The sequence below is a fragment of the Ruegeria sp. D3 genome (assembly GCF_056534465.1).
Genome location: NZ_JBQFPK010000016.1, coordinates 38,140 through 52,294, shown reverse-complemented (window position 1 = coordinate 52,294; position 14,155 = coordinate 38,140). Strand labels below are relative to the sequence as shown.

Here is a 14,155-nt window from a genome sequence, read left to right as displayed (position 1 = left end):
CGCAGTCCTAAGGTTCACAGGAGGCCCGAGACAAAGTAGGTTTCTTGTGCAGAGGTAACGGCAATAGGCGTGGATCAGAATGGCGCGACAGCTCCCACTCGAAGGTAACAAGCCCTTTCTGGTTTACGCCGGCACTGGCACCGACCTGATTTTCAATCATGGAATTGAGCTTCCCGGTTTCGCGTCGTTTCCATTGCTGGAAGAACCTGGCACCAGGGTGATACTGGCCGGTCAAATGCAGGCTCTTGTCGATCTGGCCCGTGAAATGAATGTCGGATGCATCCTTGATGCGCCCACATGGATGGCGAACGCCGACCGGGCAGCGCCCTTGGGGTACGATGCAGAGCGGCTCGCCGAAGTAAACAAAGATGCGGTCAGTCTAATGGAAGACGTGCGCCAAGCTGCCGCTCGCGATGATGTACTGGTGTCGGCCTGCATCGGCCCGCGCCATGATCCTTACGCCGACATCCCGCCGGTACCCGTCGAAGATGCACGTCAATACCACGCCGCTCAAATGCACAGCCTGAAAGACACAAGCCTCGATCTGGTCACCGCTTATACATTCAACCGCCCAAGCGAGGCAGCGGGATGCATCCTCGCCGCCCGGGACGCTGAACTGCCGATCATCATGTCTCTGGTTGTTGAGACAGACGGGTGCCTGGCAGACGGGACCAAACTTGTGGACGGAATTGACCAGATCGACGCAGCAACCGACTCGGCGGCGCTGTTTTTTATGGTCAACTGCGCTCACCCTACCCATTTCGCCGGAGCGCTTGGCAACCACCCCCGGCTGAGAGGCCTTGTGGCGAACGCTTCGAGTTGCTCGCATGCGGAACTTGACGAAGCAGATGAGCTGGACGAAGGCGATCCAGCTGAACTTGGTAAACAGATTGCCGCGATTGCGAGGCAGAATCCGTCGATCCAAGTATTTGGAGGATGCTGCGGTACCGACATGCGCCATCTGAAATCGATGATCAGCGAACTAGCATAGCCAACTTGGTTCAATCTGAGCGATAACGCTGAGATCTAAGGTGATCCCGTAATTTCTTTCCACAACTTGTTAGGAGATCGGCCCTTTGCTGCCGTTGACCGAGGGCGCGCATCGCTGCGGTGCGGCCCACCAGACCGGACTTTAGCTGCGACTGCGAAATCCAGCGATCGACAAACTCACGCATCGCGGACCAAGTGTGAATTCGCCGCGCTTGTCGCGATGGCAGCTCGGTGCGCTTCGCTGACGTCAGAACAAGCGTGAAAATGTATCGATTCTCGCCTGGATTGAAATACCTTCAAAGACAACACCAAAGAAGTGAATCTTTGTTCAGACTAACATGTTGGGTCTGCTTCTAGGGGGGGATGCCCAATGACCGAGACCGGCAAAACAGTCCACACGCCAGTGGCGCTTCAATGCCAAGTTCGGTGTGAATTTAGGCGTTCGCACCATCAATGGTCATCGGGTTAGCGCTCCGATTTGACACCAATATATTCCGGCAGATAACGCGGCGGCATTGGCCCCTTGTTCCGCCCGCCCTGTTGAATCTGTTCCCAGCCATGAGACAAGACGCCAACCGAGCGGGAAAGACAGAACAATCCCCGGGAAAGCGGTGCCGGGAACCCCAATTCGCAAAAGATAACAGCCGTGGCCCCATCGATATTCATCGCGATATCGGCACCGCGCTTACGTCCGATTTCCGTCTGTATAGCTTCACCGATATCGGCAAATCGCCCTTCTACAGTGCCTGACATCGCGGCCTCGCGTACCAACGCCATCAATCGCGGTGCGCGGGGATCGACGGGCTTGTGGAAACGGTGGCCAAAACCCGAGACGATCTTGCCATTTTCCTCACACCAGGCGGCGATACCGTCGCGGACGGCAACTTCCTGTTCAGCGCCGTCATCCATCCGTTTGGCGACGTCGAAATAAAGCTCGGCGCATTGTTCACCGGCGCCGCCATGCACGTCACCCAACATGTTGACCCCGGTGGCCATGACGTTGTTGAGCCCCAGCCCACAGGTCGCGGCCATACGCGCTGCGGCTATCGATGGCGCCTGCGGACCATGATCCACGCCCGCCACCAGCGCGCATTCAAAAAGCGCCGCCTGTTCTGGCGTGGGCAAATTGCCGCGCACCATGAGCCAGATCATCTGAGCAAAGCTGACGTTTCCGATCAGGTCCTGGATCGGGTGGCCGCGAAAGGCGATCCGCCCCGGAGCCATGTCGATAATTTCGGTGCGCCACCAGTGGCAAATGGCATCGGCGTCATTGCGTCCTGCGGGGTCCGTCATATCGCGCCATCCTTTGCCAGTTTTTCAATGTCTTCCGGTGAAAGACCTAACTCGCTCCAGATTTGAGAGTTGTGCTGCCCCAATGTGGGCGGTGGTGCATCGACGGTGGGCGCGCTGCCGTCCAATTTGATCCCGGTCGTGGCAACCTGAATGTCGCGTCCGACGCCGGGGACGTTTTCAAACTGGTCGAGGAAACCGCGGTCTGCAACCTGCGGCATTTCCAATACTTCCGGCACTGTCAAAACCGCTCCTGATGGCACACCAATGCTATTGAGTTCCTTGGCCCAGTCGCGCGGTGACCGGGTCTTCAACACGGTCTCCAGCTCAGTTTTCAGAGCCAGCCTATTGCGTTTGCGATCCTCGCGCGTGGCATATTCAGGCCGCTCGCGCAGCGCGGCCAATCCCAGGTGGTCCGTCAGTAGCTCCCATTGCTGGTCTTTGTTTGCGGCAATGTTGATCAACCCGCCCTTCGCTTCAAACGCACCGGAAGGCGCCGAAGTGGGGTTTTCATTGCCATTGGCAGTCGGATTGACGCCGGCGATCAGATAGTTCGACACCACCCAGCCCATTGTCGCCAGCACCGATTCCAGCATCGACACATCAATAAAGGTGCCGCGCGGATTGGCGTTCAGAGCAGATGAAATCGCAAAGGCTGCGGTGATGCCCCCCACAGTGTCTGCCACCGGATATCCAACGCGCAGCGGCGCGCTGTCGCTATCCCCGGTGATCGACATCACACCCGAGGTTCCCTGTATGATCTGGTCATAAGCCGGGCGGCGTATCCACGGGCCCTCTTGGCCAAAGCCGGAGATAGCACAATAGATGAGGGTCGGATTGGCCTCTTTCAGGGTCTGGTAGCCCACGCCGAGGCGCGTCATGACGCCGGGCCGGAAGTTTTCAACCACGACATCTGCAGTTTCGACCAGTTTCAGAAAAATCTCTCGACCCCGTGGGTTCTTGAGGTTGACCGTGACCGATTTCTTGCCCGCGTTCTGGGCGAGAAAGGACACGCCCATGTTGACTTTGTTCAGCTCTGGGTCGGCCCCCAGTTGGCGGGCGAGATCGCCCCGACCGACGGCTTCGACCTTGATAACCTCGCCGCCCAGATGCGCCAGATGATGACAACAGAACGGACCGGCAAGGACATTGGTCAGATCAAGAACACGAATGCCCTTCAAAGGTGTCTGCGACATTATCCGCGCCCCGCGTGTACAACCTTGGCCGCCGTGAAAAACTCGCGGCAATAGCTGCCTTTTTCCGGTGCACCATAAGAGGATCCCTTTCGGCCCGTAAAGGGTGCGTGGAAATCCATGCCGGCGGTGGGCAGATTGACTTGTATCATGCCTGCTTCGGCGTTCTGCGAGAAGTGATCGATTTTGGCGGGATCCCGCGTGACAATTCCTGCGGACAATCCAAATTCGCAGTCGTTGGACGTGGCCAGGGCGGCGTCGTAATCCGGCACGCGTAACACGGCGGCGATGGGCCCAAAGATTTCGTCTCGTGCCACGGCTGCGTCGGGTGACACATCCGTAAACAACGCAGGCGCAAAGTAATGGCCGGTTGTTTTGGATTTGACCTCGCCACCACCTGCGGCAAGCGTTGCACCGTCATCCACAGCCTGAGACACGTATCGTTTGTCGATGGCGAGCTGCGCTTCACTGGCGACCGGACCAATCTGGGTTTCCGGAGCGCGCGCATCACCGATCCGAAGGTCTTTCATTGCCGCGCAAAGACGGTCAACAAATGCGTCGTGAATGCCCTCGGTCACAATCAGGCGGGAAGACGCTGTGCAGCGTTGTCCGGTTGAGAAAAAGCTGCCCTGAACGGCGCAGTGCACCGCCAGATCCAGATCGGCGTCATCCAGCACGATCAAGGGGTTCTTCCCCCCCATCTCCAGCTGCATTTTCGCTCCTCGCGCAAACAGCGCCGCCCCCATATGGCGACCGACGGGTGTGGAACCGGTGAATGTGACCCCGGACACCTTGGGGTGCGTAACGATTGCCTCCCCAACCTCACGGCCTTTTCCCATCACAAGGTTGAACACCCCCTCAGGCACGCCCGCACGGGCAATAATATCGGACAACATCCATGCCGATCCGGGCACCAGTTCGGCAGGTTTGAACACAACCGTATTGCCATAGGCCAGAGCGGGTGCGATTTTCCATGCGGGGATCGCCAGTGGGAAATTCCAGGGCGTGATTACGCCCACAACGCCGATTGGCTCGCGTACAACATTTAGCGACACACCTTCGCGCAGAGATTGGTAGGTGTCGCCGGTCGCACGATACGCCTCAGCCGCGAAATATTTGAACAAATGCCCGGCGCGATGCGCTTCGGCCTTGGCTTCGGGCAAGGTTTTGCCCTCTTCGCGGGCCAGCATATCGCCCAGCTCGTCTACACGGGCGAGGATTTCCGACCCGATCCGGTCGAGCGCTTCGAACCGGACCAGAGGCGATGTCTTGCGCCAATTCGGCAGGGCCGCGGCCGCGGCCTCGATTGCGTCAACCGTTTGATCGGCGCTTGCCCGGGCATACTCGCCGATCGTGTCGTTCAGGTCGGACGGGTTGACATTGGGGGCCGCGTCGCTGCTAGCAACCCATGATCCGGCGATAAAGTTGGCAAAGGGGTTTGCAGTCATAGCGCTTCCTCAAGAACTGGTCGCCACCCGATATCTTCATGCCGGTGGTCCACAGTATTCACGTAAAAATAGGTCGGGCCATGATAGCCCCTGCACACCCGCCCATCGGCCCGTCTGGCAACCGGTTCGGCGGTCCAGCTGACCGCGCCGAACCAGTTCCACAAACGGTTATGAGGCGAGGTCAGATGATCCGGGCAAAGCGGTGCTGTACTATTGGCCGGGTCCGGTTGCGGAGCGTTCAACGCCCCGCTGCCCCCCACCAGCGCATCCCATTCATTGGGGCGCGTCGCCCCCTGAAAAGGGTCACTACAGGGCGTATCCCCCCCCGTAAGCAACCGGCAGCGAAACAGGCGTCCATCAATCGACAGCTCTGTGCCATGGACATACCCCGCATCATCCAGATCCTGCCAGCTGACGCGGCTCATAAGCATCCGGTCGGCGACCATCAATCTTCTTCCACCGTCCTCAAATAGATGCCAGTTCAGGCGCAGGTTCGGGTCTTTGGGACTGTCGGTGAGCGCCCAGTTGTCCCAATTCGGGTCGCGTTCAAATTCCGGTAGGTTCCCGGGTTGCAGGCCCTCGTAAGGGCAAAGCGCTGACAGGTCTGTGATCCAGGGCCGTGTCGCGGGCGCAAGTGTTTTTCCTGCATGGGAAAACCCACCCAGCTGCTCTGTTCCTTTGTAGTCCATCATTGCTCTGTCACCGCCCCGGTCACAGGTTGTGTGCGGAAGCGACGCAGGATCCGGAACAACATTTCTGCAGCCAGAAATTCGGTACGCTCCGACGGATCAAGAGGAGGGGACACCTCAACAATATCCAGTCCACCCAACGGGGCCTCGGCCAGCCCATCCAGCAGATCGTAATACTGACGCGGTGTAATACCGCTATGAACGATTGAGCCGGTGCCGGGGAGGTAGCCAGCGTCCATCGCATCGATGTCGATTGACAGATACAGTTCGTCACATCCCTTCATGGCATGCTCCAACGCCTGACGAATTGCCTCTGCCGTCCCCAATTTATGTACGTCGCCAGCCGAAAACACCCGACCGCCCTGCTCTTCGATCAAGGCGAGTTCACCGCTGTCGACCCAACCGGTGATCCCGACCCAAACCATATTGGACACGTCGACATTGGGCAGTTCGGAAATCCGACGGGCATTGGTTGCGTGGTTATGGCTGCCCCACGCGCCAAGCCGGTCAGAGAAATCCAGATGACCGTCGATCTGGATATACCCAAAACGTGCATTTGGTGCGCGTTTGGCCAACCCACGGGAATAGCCAAGGCAGGCCGGGAAGCTATTATAGTGATCACCGCCCAGTGCCAGAGGGATCGCCCCTCCAACGCTCAGCGCCTCGGTCATTGCGGCAATGGCCTCGGTGGTTGCGTCTACATCCTCAGGGGTGATCACTGCATCCCCGCAATCCACGAGCCAGTCGCTGGCCGTTGCGCTTCTTTGGCCCGTATCTGGATCAAAACTGACCCCCTGCGGTCGCATGGATTGCAATACCGTCGTTGCCTTACGCAGCGCCTCGGGACCAAACCTGGTTCCGAGCCGGCTTGAATGTGTCCAATCGCTGGGCATACCCACCACACCGATTTGGCCCGGACGGACGTCGGCGGCATCGAGCAGAGGCCCATCAAACAGCCGATACCCCGGTTGTGCCAGAGGCGGGAGAAATGTCGTTATCGCTGCAGTCATGTCAGTACTTTTTCCTTGGAAGTTTGGCGGCGCGGAAAATCAATCCCAAAGCCGAGGCGCGCATAGATAAACGCCAGAAGAGCCGTGACCATCAGGCGTTGGCCAACCTTCACGACACCCATTCCGGGACGGTTCGGATTCAGACCGGTCAACATAATGGCGCTGACCTCGTGCCGTCCCAAAAGCTCAAGCCATTGCACCACCGTCGCAAGATCGCAGCCCCCCAAACGGGGCCGATCACAAAGCGCACTGAGCGATGTTTCAAACACCGAGAGATCAAACCGAACAAACAACGGCTTTGATGGATCCCGCCACTCTGAAAACGCGGCACGCTGCGCGGCAGTATCTCTATTTACCGGCGTGGTCGTTCCGTTCGGCAAGGGCGCAATATGAAAATCGCGCGCATCGGCTGGTGTACCGCCAAGCTGCACTGTCTGACAATGAGGGAGCGCGCTCCGCGCCGTCTCGGACATGCGATCTGATCCGCCCAAAAAGATTGCACAGGCGCCATTGTCGCTGATCTGACGCATGGCCGCCTTCAAGGCCGCGTGGATCGCATCTTCGGACCCCGGTGCAATATCTCCGAGATCACAAAGCCGCTCGTGCAGGCCATCGGTACTGATATCCTGACGCGCATCGATATCTACGGGGTGACTGAATTGTGGATTTGCGTGCCAACCGAAATAGACCGAGGTTTCGCGTAATGCACGCGGCGCCAGAGATTGCCCTGCATGAGGTGCGTTTGTATCTTCAAACGGGATGCCCAGTACGGCCAGATCTCCAGACCGGACGTCGCCGATTGCTTTGGTCTGAGAGCGCATGAACGACAGATGCCCTGCCATGCGCGGCAACGGGGCCGAACGTAGAGGCATCAGCCTGCTCCTTTCTCAAGACGAGCTGTGACCGCTTGCAGGATCGCCAGTGCAGCGCGGGTTTCAGCCTTGCCACGGTTGTCCAGTTCCGGGGCAAGCCCAAAAACCGCAGCCGCGATGGTATCGCCCGGGGTGGCGTCAATTTGCGCGATCATTTGTGCTGGTGACATTCCCGTCAGGCGATGCGGGTGCGATACCCATTTGCCCGCAAGCTCTTGTAAATCCACAGACAGGATGACCGGTTGGGTGCGGGGCAAATGGCTCACTGCGCCGCCATTGACCCCAATGATGGGAACATCCGCACCTGTGACCTGTCTTGCGGCGACGTCAAGCGCTTCCAAACCGCTGGAATCGCCGCCTACCAACACCATGCGGGCACCGGTTTCAAGAACCGATTCACATTGCGAGGCAACTGCGAGAAAATGCTTGTCAGGTTCTAGCGGAAAGACGTTCACGTCCCCAAGGTCAATTGCATTCGCGGGTGTTACTGTGGGGCAGGACGCATACCGAAGCTGGCGCGCGAGATAGCGTTGCCCTGCCGATGGCCGGGCGAGATTGTCACAAAAATAGCCTGCAATCGCGACCTGACCGGGCACGAGATCTTCCAGATCGCCAATGGATGCGCCCAGAAAACTGGGGATCGCGTCAAACTGTATTTGCGCCGCTTCACTCATTGTGCAACGCCGCGTTCAGGGTTTCGATCGCCGCCAGTTCCGACATTCCCCTGGTGTCGCGCGCAGGCGCAAGGCCGGTGATCACAATCGCCTGCCATTTACAGGACATGGCACCAATGACGGAAACCAGCGTTTCAGGTTTCATCCCGCCGGGATTTAGGCCGACGCTGCCAGCTGCATGCCCCAGATCAATGACCGATATGTCGATCCACAAGACAGCGCGCTCGGGCGTGTCAGAATAGTCGCCGTGCCCTTCATCCAACTGCCGCGCGGTGCGCCAATCCATCTTGCGCTGGCTGATCAGATCCCAGACACCAGCAGGTTGATCGCCGTTCAATCCCACCCAGATCGTGTTGGCTGTTCGCGTCGCGATATCACGCCGGGCCAACGGCATGGCCGCGACAACTGGCAGATCAGGCAAGGCCCCCAGCACACCCGAGGCGACATCAGACGCGCCACCCAAGACAACGGGTACAACACCGTGATCCACCATTTGCGTCACAAGTTGTTCCAACGCGGCAGGCCAATCCCCTGACAGGTCCAGATTGCCAAGATCCCGACCATCTACAGGCAGTCCGATCCCAAGTTGGGCAGTCATTTTGCGCAGCGCATCGGGTGCCAGAGAGGTGCCGGATCGGGGCCCGGTGTTAACTTCGCTCGGAACGCCCATAACCCCAACACAATCAGCCTTACATTGCGAATGAATGCCAAAAGGAAGGTCCGCATAACCAGCTGTTATCATTTGTTTCCGCGCGCTATTCATTGCCAGACGCCTTCGTTATTTGCGATTTCCAATTGCGCTCAAACCGGCTATAAAAAGCGACGGATTTGCGTCGAAAGGTCTGCCTATGCCCGACAAGCCCCGATCCCCTGACGCCAATGGTGGTGTCGAAGCGGTAGAGCGCGCATTGCGTGTGCTGGACATCTTTGAGCCGGGCGATGCAGGCCTCTCTTTGAAGGAGGTTGCGGACCGCAGCGGGGTCAACAAGGCGACAATTCTGCGTCTGAGCGTGTCGCTTGAAAAGTTTGGTCATATTACGCGAGACGCCGAGGGTCTGTTTCACCTCGGGCCGTCTTTGTGGCGTCTTGGATCCGTGTTTCGCCAAAACCTGCGGATGGGGCCAATTGTGCGACCGGTGCTTGCGAATTTGGTGAATGCGACCGGCGAAAGTGCGTCGTTTTATGTGCAACGCGGCAACTCTGGCGTGTGCCTCTACCGGGTCAATTCGCCAAGGCTTGCGCGGGATCACGTTCAGGAGGGCGAGATCATTCCGCTGAGCATGGGCTCTTCGGGTCAGGTGCTGGATGCTTATTCCATCCGGCAGGGAAAACAGGCGGCCAGCATCCGAAAGGCCGGGTATTATCTCAGCCTTGGTGAACGCGATCCTGACGTCGCCGGACTGTCGGTTCCTGTTCTTGGGTTCGAAGATGAATTGCTGGGCGCGATCAGCTTGTCCGGCCTGCGCGTCCGCTTCAATGACACAGCCGTCGAAAAGTATCGCGCGGCGGTCCTTGATGCCGCCCGCCAGATTCGGGTGGAGTTTGGCGAAAAATAAGACCCGCATCATTGTGCCTTGTCTTTCCGACGCCCGATCATCTGCACACCGATAAGCGCCGTGATGGACACGACAATCAGACAGGTCGAGATCGCCGCGATTGTCGGATCAAGCTGATCACGCAGTGAATTGAACATGCGCCGGGTGATTGTGGCGTTTTCCCCGCCCGAGACCAGCATCGAGATCACAACCTCGTCCAGCGACGTGATAAATGCCAGAAAAGCCCCTGTCTGGATCGAGAATTTCACCTGCGGTACGGTGATTGTCCACAATGCGTATGCACGGGACGCCCCTAAGCTGCGCGCTGCAAGCTCCTGATCGAAATCATAATTCTGCAATCCCGACATCACCGTCACGATCACGAATGGCAGCGCCAGCGCAGTATGGGCGATCACGATCCCGGTCAGTGTGTAATTGAGCCCCAGCTTGGCATAGAGGCTGAACACTCCAACAGCGATCAGGATCACTGGCACGACAATCGGCATGATCACAAGGATTTGAGCCGCGCTCCTGATACGAGGCGCAGAGCAATGCAGACCATAGGCACAAAGTGAGCCCAGGGGCGTCGCGATTGCCGTGGTCAGCGCCGCCGCGATCAGCGAGGTCTTTGTTGCGCTCATCCATTCCGGCGACGTGACATAGGCCACGTACCAGCGAAACGAGAGCGATGTCGGCGGGAATTCCAGATAGGATGCCCCCGAAAACGACATCGGGATAACGATCAGCGTGGGCAGGATGAGAAAGAACAGCACAGCAATGCCGACCACTGTCAGCCACAGGCCGTCGATTTTACGTTGTCCGACTTGTTCCATTTTCAGATCCTCAGCGCATAAACAGTTTGTCGAGCCCGAAGACACGGTTCATCAGCCAGATCATCGCCAGCGCCAGCAACAGCAGGACCACGCCCAGGGCTGATGCGGCCCCCCAGTTCGAATAGACTGTGATGGTGCTTTCGATACGCTGCGCCAGCATCTGAACCCGGCCACCGCCCAGCAAAGCCGGTGTGACAAAGAACCCAAGCGACAGGATGAAAACCAGCACGATGCCGGCAAAAAGGCCCGGCAGGGACATTGGGAAAAATACCCGCCAAAAGGCCCCGCGCGGGCTGGAACCAAGGCCCACGGCGGCTCGGACCAGGTCGCCGTCAATATTGCGCATAGTGGCGTAGAGCGGCAGAACCAAAAAAGGCAGCATGATATGCACCATGCCAATGATGGAGCCGGTCAGATTGTGCGCCAGTTGCAGCGGTTCTTCGATAATGCCAAGTGACATCAGCGACGAATTGATGATCCCATTGCGCTGCAAAAGCACCAGCCACGCATAGGTCCGCACCAGAACCGAGGTCCAGAAGGGGACCAGCACAAACACCATCAGAATGGCCGCTGTTTTGTTCGGCATCTTTGTCAGCCAGTAGCACAGCGGGTAGCCGAGAAGGACGCAAATCACCGTCACGGCAATGCTGATCTGAAACGTGACGACAAAGGTTCGCCGATAGAGAGCACTACTAAAGATGCGCGTGTAATTTTCCGTGCTCAGTTCGCCTGCCGCATTGAAAAACGACAGCGAAGACAGCCAGAAAATCGGCAGGAAGACGACGATCAAGATCGTCAAAACCGCAGGCATCGAAAGCCCAAGAAACGTCAGTTTTTCGCGGCGTTCTTCGGATTTGAGCGTGCTGGCATTCTGAAGAGTCCCAGCACCTTCATACGTCTCGGCGATACTCATGCCACATGTTCCGGTACGATGATCGTATCTTCGGGATGCAGGGCAAGGCCGATTTGCTCTCCCTTCGACGGCAACCCGGTTTGGCCCGCGCGATTGGCAGGCACACGCACATTGATCTGACCAGCGCTGTCGTGCTGAACGATCACTAGAACGCTGTCGCCCTGATAAATGATGTCATGCACTTGGCCGGACAGGTCATTGGCGGCGTCTGGCACCGCGCCTGCTGTGACTTCCAGCAACTCGGGCCGGATGATCAGACGATGGCCTCCGCTGCCCAGCGCAATAGGCGTATTGGATTTCAGAACGCGCTCGCCAAGCTGCGCCGTGTCATTCGCTACACTAACCGGCAGGGAAATGGATTCCCCGATAAAATCCGCCACAAAGAAACTATGCGGCTGGCGATAGAGCCGCTCAGGCGTCGCGATCTGTTCGATCCGCCCATGATTGACCACTGCAATCCGGTCCGACATCGTCAGGGCTTCGCGCTGGTCATGGGTCACGTAAACGACAGTTGCATCCAGCTTTTCATGCAGCGCCTTCAATTCGATTTGCATATGTTCGCGCAACTTCTTGTCGAGCGCTGACAACGGCTCATCCATCAGAATGATCTGCGGCTCAAAAACCATGGCGCGGGCAAGGGCCACGCGCTGTCTTTGTCCCCCGGATAATTGCGTGATGCGCCGGTCGCCATAACCGCCCAGCTGCACGGTCTCCAGCGCGCGCTCGGCGCGGGCCTTCTGATCGCTTTTGGACACCCCGCGAATTTTCAACGGATAAGCCACGTTTTCTGCGACCGTCATGAACGGAAACAACGCATAGCTTTGGAACACCATGCCAAGGCCGCGCTTGTGGGGCGGCGTTGCAATCATTTCCTGTTCGCCAAACCGGATCGACCCGCCATCAGGACGCACAAATCCGGCCAGCGCCATCAAAAGCGTCGTCTTGCCGGAGCCTGATGGCCCCAGCAATGTCAGGAACTCGCCCGCGGCGATGTTCAAAGACACGTCATTCAGCGCTTTGACCGATCCGTAGGCCTTGCACAGGTTGGATATATCGATGGGAAGGGAGTGGGCTGCAGGTGACATGGGGGCTCCTAACCTGACAAAAATGGGCGCAGCACAAGATGTGCCGCGCCCAGATATTTTTTACTGTTGGATCAGCGTGTCAAACTCTTCGGTCAACTCGCCCAGCTGGCCGATGTAAAAGTTCGGATCGACCAGAAGCTGCTTGCCATAGTTGTCGGGATGTGTGTTGACCTTCACTGCCATCTCATCCGAGATTATCCCGGTGCCGAAGGCACCCGAATTCACCGGACCCAACGGCATGGTCACCGCCAGCCTCGCCTGTGCTTCGGCGCTCAGCAATTCGTTGATAAGGCGCATCGCGTTGTCTTTATTCGGAGCCCCCTTGGGAACCAACAAGCAGTCCACGTCCATCGTGCCGCCATCAAAGGCATAGGCCACATCAATGCCCGACGCGATCACGCTTTCTACGCGGTTATGGCCCATATGGATCACGTCCACTTCGCCGTCACGCAGCAACTGCGCCGATTGCGACCCGCCGCGATACCAAACGGTAACTTCGGGGGCAATCTCACCCAGCTTGTCCCATGCGCGCGCCTTGCCCTCATTCGTGGCCAACGTGTCATAGATCTCGGCCATCGGCACACCATCCGCCATGAGCGCGGCTTCGAGGTTATAGTTCACCTTGCCGTGCATACCGCGCTTGCCGGGGAAGTTTTCCAGATCCCAGAACTCTGCCCAATTGGACGGGCCATTGTCGCCAAATGCATCCTTGCGATAGGCAATCACCTTGGTGAAGTTGATGAAGCCGATGTAATTGTCATGGATCAGCTCTTTCGGAATGCCTGTGGTGTCAACAATCGAATAGTCGATCGGCTCAAGGCTGCCTTCCCGGCTCAGGGTTTCACACGAAGGCAAATCCTGTTCTGTAACGTCCCATGCAACGGCACCCGCCGTGATCTGCGCGCGCACGTCCTGAATGCCGTTTGTCGTATCTTCCTTGACAGTGATATTCAGCGCACCAGCGGCAGGTTCCAGCATGGCTGAGCGCAAGGCATCCTGAAACGAGCCTCCCCAGGACGCAAACACGACCTCTCCCTCGGCAAAGGCAGGCGAAGCAATGGCCAGGCCACCTGCCACTAGCGCCGTGGTGAGCTTCAGTTTTTGGTTATCTTTCATCATGTCAGGCTCCTCCCGAACTGTTGGTTGGTTTGTGGCTTCGCGACATGCGCGGCTCCACATAATCATTCGCAATCGTTTCATCTAGCAAAACGTCATTTCAGTTTTACTAGAGCTGATGTTGGAATTGGTCAAGGATTCTTTTGCCCCGTAGGATTCACACTCCCGTTTCCTGAGCATCAGAGCCTGGAAAATCTCGCAATTCGCGCATTGGTGCAGCATTCATCTGGGTTCGATCTTGCACATATGGCGTCTGAAGCGATCTTCGTCTGACCCGAAGTTAACTGCCACCGATTGAAGCATTTGGTGGAACGTGCGGACCGCAAACTCTCACTCGCTTTGCGTTGATCCGCGAATTTGAGTGGCAGCTTCTTGACAGTATGCGCCAATTGATCCTGACGACAGAATTGGTCAATTTGGGCTCAGCCCCGACCTCGGATGCGACGCAGCATCCCGTGATATGGAGGCATCGTCAACGTCAGGTTGTCGTTGTGGGAGGGCATGGCG

14 protein-coding genes are annotated in these 14,155 nt (G+C 57.8%); 2 read left to right on the top strand and 12 right to left on the bottom strand.

What is annotated here, in order from left to right; all coding sequences use genetic code 11:
- Positions 1-79 precede the first annotated feature (79 nt).
- Positions 80-991 carry a homocysteine S-methyltransferase family protein gene (locus tag ACR0DX_RS19405; protein WP_170417800.1) on the top strand — a complete coding sequence of 304 codons (912 nt, stop codon included), beginning with the start codon at positions 80-82 and terminating at the stop codon, positions 989-991.
- 464 nt (positions 992-1,455) lie between these two features.
- On the opposite strand, the gene ACR0DX_RS19400 is transcribed toward ACR0DX_RS19405, so the two are convergent.
- Genes ACR0DX_RS19400 through ACR0DX_RS19365 form a run of 8 tightly spaced genes read right to left on the bottom strand, consistent with a single transcriptional unit; the run spans position 1,456 to position 8,836 of the window.
- Positions 1,456-2,283, bottom strand: a complete 828-nt coding sequence (locus ACR0DX_RS19400) for a citryl-CoA lyase (protein WP_170417803.1) — start codon at positions 2,281-2,283, stop codon at positions 1,456-1,458.
- Positions 2,280-3,476: a CaiB/BaiF CoA transferase family protein gene (locus tag ACR0DX_RS19395; protein WP_170417806.1), complete on the bottom strand. Its 1,197-nt coding sequence runs from the start codon at positions 3,474-3,476 to the stop codon at positions 2,280-2,282. Before ACR0DX_RS19395 ends, ACR0DX_RS19400 begins: the two co-directional genes overlap by 4 nt.
- Entirely contained in the window at positions 3,476-4,921 is a 1,446-nt protein-coding gene (locus ACR0DX_RS19390; protein WP_170417809.1) for an aldehyde dehydrogenase family protein, read from the bottom strand. Before ACR0DX_RS19390 ends, ACR0DX_RS19395 begins: the two co-directional genes overlap by 1 nt.
- Positions 4,918-5,613, bottom strand: a complete 696-nt coding sequence (locus tag ACR0DX_RS19385) for a hypothetical protein (protein WP_170417812.1) — start codon at positions 5,611-5,613, stop codon at positions 4,918-4,920. The genes ACR0DX_RS19390 and ACR0DX_RS19385 overlap by 4 nt, the downstream gene beginning before the upstream one ends.
- Complete coding sequence (locus ACR0DX_RS19380) at positions 5,610-6,620, bottom strand: agmatinase family protein (RefSeq protein WP_170417815.1); 1,011 nt, start codon at positions 6,618-6,620, stop codon at positions 5,610-5,612. The genes ACR0DX_RS19385 and ACR0DX_RS19380 overlap by 4 nt, the downstream gene beginning before the upstream one ends.
- Positions 6,617-7,492: an arginase family protein gene (locus tag ACR0DX_RS19375; RefSeq protein ID WP_170417818.1), complete on the bottom strand. Its 876-nt coding sequence runs from the start codon at positions 7,490-7,492 to the stop codon at positions 6,617-6,619. Before ACR0DX_RS19375 ends, ACR0DX_RS19380 begins: the two co-directional genes overlap by 4 nt.
- A complete protein-coding gene (locus tag ACR0DX_RS19370; RefSeq protein ID WP_170417821.1) occupies positions 7,492-8,166 on the bottom strand; it encodes a hypothetical protein in 675 nt (224 codons plus the stop codon). Before ACR0DX_RS19370 ends, ACR0DX_RS19375 begins: the two co-directional genes overlap by 1 nt.
- Positions 8,159-8,836: an arginase family protein gene (locus ACR0DX_RS19365; RefSeq protein ID WP_170474326.1), complete on the bottom strand. Its 678-nt coding sequence runs from the start codon at positions 8,834-8,836 to the stop codon at positions 8,159-8,161. The genes ACR0DX_RS19370 and ACR0DX_RS19365 overlap by 8 nt, the downstream gene beginning before the upstream one ends.
- 178 nt (positions 8,837-9,014) lie before the next feature.
- Here ACR0DX_RS19365 and ACR0DX_RS19360 point away from each other — a divergent pair, with 178 nt between their 5' ends.
- Entirely contained in the window at positions 9,015-9,722 is a 708-nt protein-coding gene (locus ACR0DX_RS19360) for an IclR family transcriptional regulator (RefSeq protein ID WP_170417827.1), read from the top strand.
- Positions 9,723-9,730: 8 nt separating this feature from the next.
- Here the strand turns inward: ACR0DX_RS19360 and ACR0DX_RS19355 are convergent, their stop codons facing one another.
- The 4 genes from ACR0DX_RS19355 to ACR0DX_RS19340 are packed head-to-tail and all read right to left on the bottom strand — an operon-like array spanning position 9,731 to position 13,651.
- The gene (locus ACR0DX_RS19355) at positions 9,731-10,534 is read right to left on the bottom strand and encodes an ABC transporter permease (RefSeq protein WP_170417829.1); all 804 of its coding nucleotides are present in this window, start codon (positions 10,532-10,534) and stop codon (positions 9,731-9,733) included.
- A gap of 10 nt (positions 10,535-10,544) precedes the next feature.
- On the bottom strand, positions 10,545-11,447 hold the full coding sequence (locus ACR0DX_RS19350; RefSeq protein ID WP_170417832.1) for an ABC transporter permease: 903 nt from the start codon (positions 11,445-11,447) through the stop codon (positions 10,545-10,547).
- Positions 11,444-12,532 (bottom strand): ABC transporter ATP-binding protein, encoded by a 1,089-nt coding sequence (locus ACR0DX_RS19345; RefSeq protein ID WP_170417835.1) that lies wholly within the window; start codon positions 12,530-12,532, stop codon positions 11,444-11,446. Before ACR0DX_RS19345 ends, ACR0DX_RS19350 begins: the two co-directional genes overlap by 4 nt.
- A 60-nt stretch (positions 12,533-12,592) precedes the next feature.
- Positions 12,593-13,651, bottom strand: a complete 1,059-nt coding sequence (locus ACR0DX_RS19340) for an ABC transporter substrate-binding protein (protein WP_170417838.1) — start codon at positions 13,649-13,651, stop codon at positions 12,593-12,595.
- Positions 13,652-14,155 lie beyond the last annotated feature (504 nt).

Excerpts from the sequence above, each read along its gene's own strand:
- ACR0DX_RS19370 (WP_170417821.1), bottom strand. The coding sequence starts at position 8,166 with ATGAGTGAAGCGGCGCAAATACAGTTTGACGCGATCCCCAGTTTTCTG.
- ACR0DX_RS19400 (WP_170417803.1), bottom strand. The coding sequence starts at position 2,283 with ATGACGGACCCCGCAGGACGCAATGACGCCGATGCCATTTGCCACTGG.
- ACR0DX_RS19395 (WP_170417806.1), bottom strand. The coding sequence starts at position 3,476 with ATGTCGCAGACACCTTTGAAGGGCATTCGTGTTCTTGATCTGACCAAT.
- ACR0DX_RS19390 (WP_170417809.1), bottom strand. The coding sequence starts at position 4,921 with ATGACTGCAAACCCCTTTGCCAACTTTATCGCCGGATCATGGGTTGCT.
- ACR0DX_RS19375 (WP_170417818.1), bottom strand. The coding sequence starts at position 7,492 with ATGCCTCTACGTTCGGCCCCGTTGCCGCGCATGGCAGGGCATCTGTCG.
- ACR0DX_RS19380 (WP_170417815.1), bottom strand. The coding sequence starts at position 6,620 with ATGACTGCAGCGATAACGACATTTCTCCCGCCTCTGGCACAACCGGGG.
- ACR0DX_RS19385 (WP_170417812.1), bottom strand. The coding sequence starts at position 5,613 with ATGATGGACTACAAAGGAACAGAGCAGCTGGGTGGGTTTTCCCATGCA.
- ACR0DX_RS19405 (WP_170417800.1), top strand. The coding sequence starts at position 80 with ATGGCGCGACAGCTCCCACTCGAAGGTAACAAGCCCTTTCTGGTTTAC.
- ACR0DX_RS19340 (WP_170417838.1), bottom strand. The coding sequence starts at position 13,651 with ATGATGAAAGATAACCAAAAACTGAAGCTCACCACGGCGCTAGTGGCA.
- ACR0DX_RS19345 (WP_170417835.1), bottom strand. The coding sequence starts at position 12,532 with ATGTCACCTGCAGCCCACTCCCTTCCCATCGATATATCCAACCTGTGC.
- ACR0DX_RS19365 (WP_170474326.1), bottom strand. The coding sequence starts at position 8,836 with ATGGGCGTTCCGAGCGAAGTTAACACCGGGCCCCGATCCGGCACCTCT.
- ACR0DX_RS19355 (WP_170417829.1), bottom strand. The coding sequence starts at position 10,534 with ATGGAACAAGTCGGACAACGTAAAATCGACGGCCTGTGGCTGACAGTG.
- ACR0DX_RS19360 (WP_170417827.1), top strand. The coding sequence starts at position 9,015 with ATGCCCGACAAGCCCCGATCCCCTGACGCCAATGGTGGTGTCGAAGCG.
- ACR0DX_RS19350 (WP_170417832.1), bottom strand. The coding sequence starts at position 11,447 with ATGAGTATCGCCGAGACGTATGAAGGTGCTGGGACTCTTCAGAATGCC.